Below are 12,909 nucleotides of genomic sequence, written 5' to 3'. Positions count from 1 at the left end.
ACTAATATAGTATGAAAATCTCCCTTTGTCAATACAAACATTATTCTATTAAAAAATATTTCTTATATTTCACAGAATCAACTTAGTTAGATACATAGGGACAGTTCGAAACCACTGAAAAAGGCCTGTTTTTAGCTGGCACCATATAAACAATTTTGATTTTTTAACGAAACTCCAAACCGATTTACCATATAATAACATATTGTGTCAAAATAAGAGGTTAGCAGTCTTGCTATCCTCTTTAAATTTACTGCTAATGCCGTTAATTTTGCTTGCGTTAGCATACTTTTAAGACCATAGCCTCTGGCACGGTCCATTCCATGAAACCTTTTCATTTCTCCATTTTTCCATTCTTGGCTAGCCCTCTTTTTGTACTTTTCTAAAAACTCAGGAGCCTTTACCTTTTGGCTATATTCGTAAAACTCTGGAGTATTCAAGCCAAGTACCAATTTCCTTGCTATACTATTCCCATTGATGCATTCCTTACGTTTTGGACAATTTAGGCATGTCTCTTTTTCAAATTTGTATTCTAAAAACTGCCGCCCATCTTTTCGTGTAGCTTTCTTCTTATCTACTGTATAGTTTCCGCATTCGCAAAACCATTGGTCTGAATCTTTGTTATAGTTATATCTGCTTTCATCCACACGATACACTGTCTCACTTACAGGAATAATTGCTTCCACGTTATCACTTTCTAATATATCAAGTATCGGTTTTCTGAAATACGCTTTGTCTCCATATGCTTCTTTTATTTCTATACCGCATTCTTTAGTATTAATGTATAATCTTTCATAATCATTACCATCCACGTAAGCTCCATCGTGAACACCTACTGCTGTAATTATCCTTTCTTCCGGTATCATTGCAAATTCTACTTTATATCCGAAAAAGCTTTCTGTTTTTGACTTGTAGCCTACTCTGGCATCTTCATCCACCAACGAACGTATTCCTTTTTGTTGAATGAATTTATTATCTTGCAATATTTCTTCAGCTTTTTCTATTGCGCTTTTTGTTTTTGTTAATGTTGATATATCGGCCTCACTTTTTACTTCTGCTATAAGCTTTTCCAGGTAATTTTTCATGGTTTCTTTTGCTTGCGTATGATCTTCTATTTCCTTGTAGTTTGGAATATTTTCGTCTACCTGTTCTGGAATAATCCCATTTTCTTCGTTAAGGTTTTTGAGAATTTTCTTAGCAAGATGCTTCATAATCCTCTCAGGAACTTTCTTTATGGTATTTGCTTCTGTATGAGTACAATCAACACTTATCCCAGTTCCTTTTATTGTTCCTTTTTCAACACACTGTTTTACAACTTCCTTGATTATCTCGTCCAGTGTTGTTTCTTTTAGTCTTTGGGTTCTGAACTTTGCTAACAGGCTTGGGTCTGGAAGCTCTTCTTCAGGGTTTATACCAATAAACCACATGTATGCCAGATTTACCATTGTTTCTTCTATGACTTGGACATCTGAGAGAGTATACAAATACTGTAGAATCAGCAATTTAGCCATCATTTCAGGTTCTTTTGCAGGTCTCCCATAGTATTTGCAGTATGAGTTTTCTAAAAGTTCATTTATGAAATTGAAGTCAACTGCATTATTTATTGATTTGAGTATATGATTTTTTGGAATTTTATCGTATAATATTGAATACAAGCTTAATTGCTTTTGCTCTTTTTTGAGCACGTAAAATCCCCTCCTTTGGTGTGTTTTGTCGCAACTTAATTATACCATTTGGGAGGGGATTTTTATATAACTTTATGCATATTATTGTATAATTTGTTATATTTTATAATGACTTTTTCAGTGGTTTCGAACCGTCCCTGAGTTTCAGAAGGATTTTCCGGGCTATAGTGAATCCCGTAGATTTTAATTGTTTTATCGTCGGTATGTGGTAAAATGGAGATGCACTACTTTGTTAAAAGCATATAGGAGATAGATATGAAAATAGTAATAGTTCATGGAAGTCCGCGAAAAGGTAATACATATCGAGCTACTCAATCATTTAAAGAAGAAATGCAAAAACAGGGAGAAATAGAGTTTGTAGAATATTATTTGCCAAAGGATATGCCGGAATTCTGTTGTGGTTGTATGGCATGCTTTTTAAAAGGGGAGGAGAAATGTCCACATGCAAATTATACTCTACCGATTTTAGAGCAAATGGTTTCAGCCGATGCACTGATTTTTACAACTCCAGTGTTTGCGCTTCAAACCAGTGGGTGCATGAAGTCGTTTCTTGATCACTTCGCTTTTATTTTTCTTGTCCATAGAGCAAAAACAGAAATGTTTTCAAAAAAGGCTTTTATAATTTCTTCAACAGTTGGTGCTGGAGCAAAGGATGCGATAAAAACAATAAGTACCAGTTTGAAGTACTGGGGAATAAATAGAATATATTCATTTAGCTTTGCTACATTTGGGGATGAATGGATGAATATGAAGGCAGAAAAAAAGGAGAAAATAGAATTTCAGATTAAGAAGAAAGCTATCAGATTTTATAAAGAAGTAGCGGAAGGGAAAAAACATTATCCATATTTCATTATCAGAATGATGTTTTATGTTCGAAAAATGCTTATGAAAAAGTATGATAATGATTCTTCGCTTGATAAGAAATATTGGGTGGAGAAAGGTTGGTTCTCAGGGTTAAACAGTCCGTTTAAAGGTTAAGAATTGGGGCAGTAAAGAGAATAAATATATAGTATAAACCGTTGTCAATTGGGGCAGCGGTTTTTTTGATGCCTGGAAAAGGAGGTGTACGCAATGAATAACATAGCATACCAGTAACTCCTGCAATTACCATTTATTGCACATGCAGGCACAATGACTATAAAATCTTATATACAACTACTAAGAAATATTATATTGTTTATTATTTGATTTTGATATTATTTCATCGTAAACTATAAATTAAACGGAGGGATTAAATAATGAAAGCAAAAAAATTTCTTGCATTAGGGCTTGCATTACTGTTATCCGTAAGTGCGGCCGGTTGTGGTGCTTCCACTGACGAATCAACAACATCAAGTGAAGAAACTAAATCCGAGCAGGCAGTCAAAAGTCAGAAAGTGACAATAGAATTCTTCCAGCCAAAACGGGAAGCTGTTGATACTTTTAATGCAATAATTAAGAAATTCAATGAAAAGTACCCTGATATCCAAGTAAAACAGAATACAGCTGCAAACGACGTTCAGGTCATGCAGGCAAGGGTAGCAAGCAACGATTTCCCCGATATTTACCTCAGATGGCCAACCAGTGAAGAGTATAAGAGCTATGTAAAGAATGGATTTATCATGGATGTTACAAACGAAGAGTTTGTAAAAAACTCAATTCCGGAAATACAGAAACTATTTGAATTTGACGGCAAAATGTATGGAGTTCCTATTTCAATGAATGCTGCCGGTGTAATATACAATAAAAAGATTTTTGCAGATGCCGGTGTTCAGGTACCTACAACATGGGATGAATTTATTAATGTCTGTGAAACACTTAAGTCAAAGAATATCATACCAATAGAGCTTACATTAAAAGATGCATGGACAATTACTACATTCAACCAGGAATTGATGGGACAGATGGTTTCAAAGGATTATTTTGATAAGGTAATAAAGGGCGAAGCTACTTTAGCAGATAGTAAGGAATGGAAAGAGCTTTCCGAAAAGACTTTGAAGCTTTGTGAATATGCACAGCCCGATGCAAAAGGTGCAGGCTATGATCAGGGTGTTCAGGAGTTTGCAAACGGAAAAGCTGCTATGATGCTTCAGGGCTTGTGGGTTGTACCATCTGTAAAGAAGGCAAAAGCAGATATTGACCTGGGATCATTTGCACTTCCTGCAACAAACAATCCGGATGATGTCAAGGTAGTATCAGGTATAGACGTAGGATTAAACATCGCAGCAAAGACAAAGAATCCTGAAGCATGTAAGACATTTGTAGCTTTTGTAGCTTCTCAGGAAATCGCTCAAATGTATACTGATATGGATAAGAACCTGTCGGCAATCCAGGGTGTAAAACTTAATGATCCTGCTTCCGAAGGTTTGCAGTCAATGTTCGAAAAAGGAAAAGTATTTAACTGGCCTAACCACTTCTGGCCTGCAGGAGCAAATGACGAGTATTCAAAACTAATTCAGATGTACATAGCAAAGAAAGATGTAGATTCTTTCTCAAAACAGATGGATAAAATGTTTAAGGATATCCAGAAGTAAGGCAGGTCTTCAAAACTTAAATTGTACTGTCAAAATTGATACAAAGGAGATGTGCAAAAAGCATCTCCTTTGTGTTACAGGAGGAATCAGAATGAAAGTAAAGCCGGTTAATAAAAGAGTTAAATCAAAATATACACTGAAGAAGTTAGTGGCAGAGGATGGTATACCATTACTGGTTATTGTTCCTTTTGCAGTATTATTTTTTATGTTTTTCCACGTTCCGGTTATTAAGGGCTTTATATATAGTTTAACAAATTGGAATGGTATTGATATTAACTATAAATTTATAGGTCTGGACAATTATAAAAATGCTCTTACAGATGAACGTTTCTGGAATTCAATCATTTTTACCCTGAAATATTCGGTGATTGTATCGTTACTTGTAAATATCATTGGATTCTTTATAGCTTTACTGCTAAATCAGAAAATAAAATTCAGGAATACTTTCCGCGGGATTTTCTTTTTTCCTGCCGTATTAAGTCTGTTAACAATAGGTTATATATTTAATAACCTTTATTACTATTTTTTCCCTTCTATCGGAAAGGCACTGAATATTACAGCTCTTCAAACAAATATTCTTGGAGATGAAAAACTGGCCATGTGGGGGATAATAATTGTAAACGTGTGGCAGGGAATTGCCATGACGATAGTTGTCTATCTTGCAGGCTTGCAGACTGTTCCCATATCCATCTATGAGTGTGCAAGGGTGGAGGGTGCCAATACCCGTAAGATACTGACAAATATCACATTACCGTTGATTATTCCATCTATAACAATTAACCTTATACTGAATATCAGAGGAGGCCTGTCGGTTTTCGACTATATTGTTGCACTTACAGGCGGAGGACCAGGAGTAGCGACTGAATCTATCGTACTGTTCATTTTCAGTAAAGGGTACTCATCTACAAAAATCGGCTTTGGATCTGCATCCAGTGTAATACTGTTTATTATGTTTGTTTTGATAGCAGTGACGCAGATTGTTTATCTGAGGAAAAGAGAGGTGGAATACTAATGGTATCAAGATTTAACCCAGCTAAGATAATAACATACTTCATCCTTACATGTGTAAGCTTTGTTATTCTGTTCCCAATGTATCTTACACTAGTAACACCTTTTAAGACAATGGAGGAGTCTTCGGCATCCTTTGTTGCTTTGCCTAAAACACTAAACTTTGACAATTTCAAAAAAGTAATTGAGATGGGTAATTATCTGCCGGCTATTAAAAATTCATTTATTATAACTGTAATAGCAACAGTTATTGCAATACTTTTTAATGCGATGGTAGCTTATTTCATTGTAAGGAATGAACGTAAGCGTTTTTATAAATTTATATACTTCTATTTTATTATCGCTATGTTCATTCCGTTCCAGGTATTAATGCTTCCTTTGATTAAAACAGTGTCAAACTACAATATGATGAGTATACCCGGATTGATATTTCTATATATTCTGTTTAGTTTTCCAAATAACATATTTTTATACGGTGGTTTCATTAAAAACATACCTCTGGAATTGGAAGAAGCAGCAATTATTGATGGTTGTACGCGTTTCGGAGTATTTTTCAGGGTAGTACTTCCTTTGCTGAAAACCATAACAGCAACTGTGGCAGTTCTGACTGTTTTGTGGATATGGAATGACTTTTTATTGCCACTGCTTATTTTGAGCAAGGATATAGATAATTATACACTACCTCTGTTTCAGTTCAACTTTACAACAAAGTATACTACCGATTATAACCTTGCGTTTGCTTCATATTTGACTGCACTGATTCCACCAATCATTTTGTATCTGTTCTGCCAGAAGTATATAATAAACGGAATATCTGAAGGTGCTATCAAAGGCTGATTGTTAAAAGATTCAAATTATTGTATTCTAGATATAGAAGCTGTTTTTTGAGGGAGAGTAACTATGCTGAAAAAAGGTCCTTCTCTTAAATTGCAATATGAATTGATCCTGGCATTTTGTACTATAATAATCATCCCATTGATTTTTGTTGTTTTCATCCACAGTAAACAGATATCAAAAACAACAGAGGCTCAATTCGTGCAGTTCATGCAGCAGGTAACCGATCAGATGAATAAAAATATAGAAAAATCTATTCGCGATATAGACAGGATGCAGTTCTTCTATATATATGATACAGATCTGCTAAAAATTATCAAACGCAAGAAACCTTCAAAAGAAGCATACGACAAGGAGTACTATGATAATAATTTCAAAATAACAAATTACATGAATACTGCTATGGCTATAAATGAGAACATAATGTCGGTATTTGTACATACTGCGGAAGGTTATGAATACGGTGTGCCTGATTTTGCGCCTGAAACCAATCCTTTCATTGAGCAAAAAGCCAAACTTGAAGCCCATGCTCATAATGCCCCCAGGGATTTATTCATGATGCTTATAGGACATTATAATTATGTAAGCTCGGTAAAAGATGTAATAACTATCGGAAGAGCGTGTCATGATCCTTATACGCACAAGTATCTAGGGTATATCGCTACAAATATCAGCTACAGAATTTTTGAAAAGCTCTTTGAAAATATAAATTCAGATAACCGTATGAGTGTTTTTGTCCATAACGGTAGTAAGATTCTTTACCATTCAGAAAAAAATAATGTTAAGGAAGAAGATCTTAAGGAAGTTATTAATCTGACCTTTGAAAAGAATTCTGTTTTCAAATCTGAAATAACAGGCAGTAAGTATCTGCTGGTATCAAGTTATTCTGATTATGCGGGGCTTACTGTTGTAGAATATGTTCCGATGACACTTATCAATCAAAGTGCTGCAAAAAATTCAGGGGATTATTGGAAAGTTACACTACTGATAGTTGCTTTAGCAATAGTTTTGAGCGCAAATATTGCCTACCGTATATCAAAACCGGTATCCAAGCTGGAAAAAGCAATGGCAGCTTTTAAAAAGAGCAAGGAATTCAATACCATAATCAATAAAGCCAATACAAGAGAATTATGGTCTCTCACGGAATCATACAATGCAACGGTCAAAGCTGCAAAGGAATGGCTTGAGAAAGAACAGCAGTACCTGAAAAACAAAAGGAAGCTTGAGCTATTGACGCTGGAACTTCAGATAAATCCTCATTTTCTTTATAATACCCTTGGACTTATAAGCTCAAAAGCATATACAAATGAACAGCCGGAAATAGTAGAAGTTACAAAGAATCTTAGTGAACTGCTGAGGTTTAATCTGAAGGAAAAGCAGATGATTACTCTTGAGGAGGAGTTAGAGCAGGTAAAAAGATATATACAGATACAAAAGCTGGGACTATCTCAGGAGTTTATAGTTGTTTTTGACGTAGATAGCAGGTTCAACAGTCAAAAGATTTTGAAGGCTACCATACAACCTCTGATTGAAAACATTATCGTTCATGGGTTCGGCAAAAATCATAAATACGGTTTATTGAAAATCAGTGCTGTCGAAGAAGACGGTGATTTGATTATTGCTGTTACAGATAACGGAACAGGCATGGATGAAATACAAGTAAAAGAGATAAACTCTCAGCTGCGGCAGCCTATCGACTCTTATCTGCTGTCGGAAGAAAAAAAGCATATAGGGTTAAAGAATGTTCACTATAGAATCTGGCAGCAATTTGGAGAAAAATATGGACTCAGTATTGAAAGTATAAAAAATATCGGTACAACTGCTTATATCAGGATTCCTTTAGAGGTGGAGGAGTGTGAAGCTTAAATGATAAACGTACTGATTATTGATGATATGCAATGGATAAGGGATGCTATCAAGGGTATGCTATCAGATTATCCTGGAGAAATTAATATCATCGGTTCTGTATCAGATGGAGAAGAAGCATTGGAAATAATAAATACAGATAAACCTCACCTTGTAATAACAGATATAAATATGCCCAGAATGGATGGCCTGGAATTTGCGAGGAGATTAAAGGAGATACATTCACAAATCAAGGTTATCCTAGTCAGCGGATATAACGAGTTTGAGTATGCAAAAAAAGCAATACAACTGAGAGTTGATGACTATATATTAAAGCCTATAGATAAAAGTGTACTGCATAAAGCTATATCAAAAGCTGTATCGGAAATAGAACAGGAAAAAAAACAGCAGCTCGAAACAAAAGATTTAGTCTATAAACTAAAAACAGCTGATCAATTCTTAAAAGAAAATGAGATTTATAAAGTTATCGAGAGTGATCAGGAAATATCCAATAAGTTCATAGAGAAATATTTTGAGTCAGCACGGCAGAATTATATTGTACTGGACATAAAGATTCATGGCTTTTATAGTGTTGTAGATCAAAGATACTCAGGAGATATAAATGCTGCCAAATTCTCTATAAAAAATATCGTAGAGAATCTGGAACAGCAATTCTATTACTTCTTTTTCAGTTTTCAGAAAGAAGATGAGTGCATATTAATCAGGTTTGGAAACAAGGTCATGGATATAAAACAGGAAATGGTTTACGCCAATAAACTTAAAATTATCCTGGAACAGTATACCTGTATGAAGATGAGTATAGGATTGAGCAGTATCGGTACAGATATAAAAGAACTCAAAGTTCAATACGATGAAGCTTCATATGCATTAAGACACCGTTTGCTGGGAGGAGAGAGTACATGTTATTGCTATTCAGATTTGATTAACAGAGTTAGTATGAAAGAACTCTTAAGCAAGGATGATGAGAAGCTAATATATTTCTATACAAAAAACAACGAGAATTTAAAAACTAAAGAAGTAATAGAAAAGATATTTGAAAAAATCCGAAAAAACCCCAATATGTCATTTTACAGCCTTCAAAACCTATATACAGCACTTATTCTGCTGTTTAACAGGATTGTAGCAGACAGCAGTACGGATTATGCTGACTATGGAGGCTTAAGGCTGATAAATGCGCATAGCTTGGATGAGTTTGATAATCTGTCGGATATCAAAGAAGAAGTTGGAAGAGCTTTTGAAACATTAGCTATAGGAATTACTCAAAAAAAATCGGACAGTAAAGTCAATATTGTTGAAATGATAAAGGATTATTTGAATAAGTATTATTCTGAAGATATCTTATTAGAAGAAATTTCGCGCATATATTTTATGAATCCATGTTATCTGAGCCAGCTTTTTAAAAACGAAACTGGTCAGACGTTTTCGCAGTATCTGACCAGATTGAGAATGGAAAAAGCAAGAAATATTTTAGTAAAGGGAAATGCAAAGATATGTGATGTATCCGCTCAGGTGGGATATAATTCAGTGTCGCATTTTATTCAAAGCTTCAAGAAAATATACGGAATAACTCCTGAACAATTAAGGAAATCAGAGTATAACTAAAGCTGTTTGAAATATATAGTGGGAAACAAACCTTGAAAAACAGGAAGCAAAAGTATGAAAGTATAAATAAAGTATTCAGCACCATGAGAATTAAACTATCATGGTGCTATTAATTTTTGCTATATCCCGAAAAAAACACATCTGAAAAAATACCTACAAGCGTTTAGATATCAATTTTCTGTGTCATAATAAATAATAAATAAACCCACTTATGGGAATATGATACAAAAATATTTGGAAATATTATAGACAATTGTATATTAATGTTATATAATGAAAATACTTAATCGTTTAAGTGAAAAAAATACGATTTACATCATAAATAGAAAATTCAAATATTAATTTTATTAATTAAATTCTTTATAAATGAAACAAATTTATATTTATATTTTTTTGAGATAAATAACCTTTTATATTATGGATAGTTAGTTAATAACGAAAAATATGTTATTTACTAAACAGTTAGATAAAATTAATTATTCAATAATTGAAAATATTCCAAATCTGACATTAAGCTCCTATGCATTACATAATTGAAAATCTAAAGAATAATTTCTTACTCTATATCTGTAACGGCATAAAAACCGACTTTCAAGAGAATAGAACAGATACTAAGAAATTTATTGCTTACATGTTTTTGTTTGATGAAATATAGTATTAACGGTGCTGCATAGAAAAGATAATTAGGTATTGGACAGGCCATAATCAGACAGAAGAATTCATACTGTCGGATTTTAAAAATACAAGTATCCAAATTTTATTAGAACAAATAAGGCCTGAATAGAGGAGGTGAGAGTAAATACGAAATATTACCTACATTGCTTAAACGTTTAAGCAATCAAACATCAGGAAAGCCATTAGGGGCTACAAAAAAATAATAGGAGGTAAATGTATGAACGAGACTAGTAAAAAAGCGATGAGGATTTTTACCCCGGTACTTGTGGTTCTTATACTTGTATTATCAAGTATGTATGTTCTTGCAGGATCGGACGGTGCAGTCGGAAACACTGCAAGTTGTTCAACAGATGTTATTTATCAGATAATAACAGACCGTTTTCTCGATGGTAACACCGCAAACAACCCTACAGGAGCTTTGTTTGATAGGACAAACCTGAGAAAATACCATGGTGGTGACTGGCAGGGTATAATCAATAAGATTAATGACAACTATTTTACAAATATGGGCGTAACTGCTCTGTGGATTTCACCTCCGGTGGAGAATATTACCACTATCGATCCTTCCAATAATTCAGCATCATATCATGGCTACTGGGGAAGAGATTTCTTCAAAACAAATGCTTACTTCGGTTCAAGCTCTGACTTCGCAAATCTTGTAAGTGCTGCTCATGCTAAGAACCTAAAAGTTATAATTGACTTTGTTCCAAACCATACTTCCACATGTGAATATGGATCAATGGTATTCCCTGAAGACGGAAGACTATACAGGAATGGAACTCTTATCAGCGGATTCAAGACTGATACAACTAATGTATTCAATCATGAAAGCTGGACTGACTTCAGCACTTTGGAAAACGGAATATACCACAGCATGTATGGTTTAGGCGATTTGAACCACTTAAACAGTACTGTAGACACATATATGAAGGATGCAATAAACCAATGGCTTAACTGGGGCGTTGACGGTATTCGTGTTGATGCTGTTAAGCATATGCCCAAAGGCTGGCAGAAGAGCTGGCTAAACAGCATATATACAAACAAACCAGTATTTGTTTTCGGTGAGTGGTATCATGGTGGCACAACAAATGATGCTACAATGACTGATTTTGCAAATACCAGCGGTATGAGCCTTCTTGATTTCAGATTTGCAAATACTGTACGTAATGTAATAGGTAGCGGAACAGGTACCATGTATGATCTTAATACCTTATTTACATCAACCAATACAGATTTTGACGAAGTTAATAATCAGGTAACATTTATCGATAATCACGATGTATCACGTTTCTACACACTTGCATCATCAAATCAGCGTAAAGTTGCACAGGCATATGCAATTATGCTGACTTCACGCGGAGTACCTACGATTTACTATGGTACAGAACAATATCTTACAGGTTCAACAGATCCTGACAACCGTAAAGATATGCCTTCATTCAGCACAACTACCAATGCATATCAGGTTATAGGCAAGATAGCTCCTCTCCGTAAGACAAATCCTGCTCTTGCATATGGTACTACTACTGAAAAATGGATAAATAATGATGTAATCGTATATGAACGCAAATTTGGCAACAGTGTAGTACTTACAGCAGTAAACAGAAGCCAGACTGCAAGCTATAATATTTCGGGCTTGTTAACTTCACTTCCGGCCGGAACTTATACAGACGTACTCACAGGTATTCTGAACGGAAACAGTATAACAGTTTCCAGTACAGGTTCTGTAACAGCATTTGATTTAGGTGCTGGAGAAGTTGGAGTATGGCAGTATACTAACGGATCTACTACACCGATAATTGGTAGTGCTGCTCCTACTATGGGCAAACCAACCAATGTTATAACAATCGATGGTAGAGGTTTTGGTACAACTGCGGGTCAGGTTAAGTTCGGTACTACAAACGGTACAATCGTATCATGGAATAATGAGCAGATCAAGGTTAGAGTTCCTACATTGGCAGCAGGCTTGTACAATGTTACTGTTGTAAATTCAAGCGGAACTACAAGCAATATCTTTGATAAATTTGAAGTTCTCAGCGGAACCCAGGTAACTGTACGCTTCAAGGTAAATAATGCTACTACTTCATTGGGAACAAACGTATATCTCGTAGGTAGCGTATCAGAGCTTGGTAATTGGGCTCCTGCATCTGCTATAGGACCTTTATTCAACAATACAAGTACTATAGGTGTGTACCCGACATGGTTCTATGATGTAAACGTTCCTGCAGGTACTACTATAAGCTTTAAGTTTATTAAGAAGGATTCAGCAGGGAATGCAACATGGGAAGGCGGATCAAACCATACTTATACTACTCCTTCCAGCGGAACTGGAACTGTAGTCGTAGATTGGCAGAATTAATAAATACAAAATAGTATACTTAACTGTAAAATTTATAGCTGTATGTGATATATAGTAACAAAAGGATTAGCAGCAATTGTTTGATGCAGTAACAAATATTAGCCTATAGTCTTATCCGGGTTTTCCAGATAAGACTATAGGTATATTTTTAGTTTAACATTTACTTATTGGGAAATATTTCCCGCAAACTGAAATTTTAATGCTGCATTGAAACCTTTATTAGGAGGGACTTATAGCAGAAATTAATCTTTGAAATTTGTGTAACAAATTGTAAAATATTATAATTTATGGTTGATTATCGAAAAAATGAGTCTTATAATAATTTTTATTGTATTTGAATAATTGTCAAATTGAGGTAAATGTCCATGAA

7 protein-coding genes and 1 pseudogene are annotated in these 12,909 nt (G+C 34.6%); 7 read left to right on the top strand and 1 reads right to left on the bottom strand.

Annotation, left to right across the window (positions count from 1 at the left end; translation table 11 throughout):
• Positions 1 to 215: 215 nt before the first annotated feature.
• Positions 216 to 1,682: pseudogene (locus tag N3I35_01080) on the bottom strand (IS1182 family transposase).
• Positions 1,683 to 1,937: 255 nt separating this feature from the next.
• Between N3I35_01080 and N3I35_01075 the strand changes: the two are divergent.
• The 7 genes from N3I35_01075 to N3I35_01045 all read left to right on the top strand — a co-directional run bounded on the left by N3I35_01075 (position 1,938) and on the right by N3I35_01045 (position 12,539).
• A complete protein-coding gene (locus N3I35_01075) occupies positions 1,938 to 2,660 on the top strand; it encodes a flavodoxin family protein (GenBank protein MCX8128678.1) in 723 nt (240 codons plus the stop codon).
• A 260-nt stretch (positions 2,661 to 2,920) separates the two neighbouring features.
• On the top strand, positions 2,921 to 4,195 hold the full coding sequence (locus tag N3I35_01070; protein ID MCX8128677.1) for an extracellular solute-binding protein: 1,275 nt from the start codon (positions 2,921 to 2,923) through the stop codon (positions 4,193 to 4,195).
• Positions 4,196 to 4,286: 91 nt separating this feature from the next.
• Positions 4,287 to 5,207: a sugar ABC transporter permease gene (locus N3I35_01065; GenBank protein ID MCX8128676.1), complete on the top strand. Its 921-nt coding sequence runs from the start codon at positions 4,287 to 4,289 to the stop codon at positions 5,205 to 5,207.
• Positions 5,207 to 6,040, top strand: a complete 834-nt coding sequence (locus N3I35_01060) for a carbohydrate ABC transporter permease (GenBank protein ID MCX8128675.1) — start codon at positions 5,207 to 5,209, stop codon at positions 6,038 to 6,040. The genes N3I35_01065 and N3I35_01060 overlap by 1 nt, the downstream gene beginning before the upstream one ends.
• Positions 6,041 to 6,103: 63 nt before the next feature.
• Positions 6,104 to 7,903 carry a histidine kinase gene (locus tag N3I35_01055; GenBank protein MCX8128674.1) on the top strand — a complete coding sequence of 600 codons (1,800 nt, stop codon included), beginning with the start codon at positions 6,104 to 6,106 and terminating at the stop codon, positions 7,901 to 7,903.
• The gene (locus N3I35_01050; protein ID MCX8128673.1) at positions 7,904 to 9,505 is read left to right on the top strand and encodes a response regulator; all 1,602 of its coding nucleotides are present in this window, start codon (positions 7,904 to 7,906) and stop codon (positions 9,503 to 9,505) included.
• Positions 9,506 to 10,397: 892 nt separating this feature from the next.
• The gene (locus N3I35_01045; protein MCX8128672.1) at positions 10,398 to 12,539 is read left to right on the top strand and encodes an alpha-amylase family glycosyl hydrolase; all 2,142 of its coding nucleotides are present in this window, start codon (positions 10,398 to 10,400) and stop codon (positions 12,537 to 12,539) included.
• Positions 12,540 to 12,909: the final 370 nt, after the last annotated feature.

It is taken from the genome of Clostridia bacterium (assembly GCA_026414765.1).
Lineage (GTDB): Bacteria > Bacillota > Clostridia > Acetivibrionales > DSM-27016 > SKW86.
Note: the sequence above shows the minus strand (reverse complement) of the source record. Positions and strands in the feature narration are given on the sequence as shown.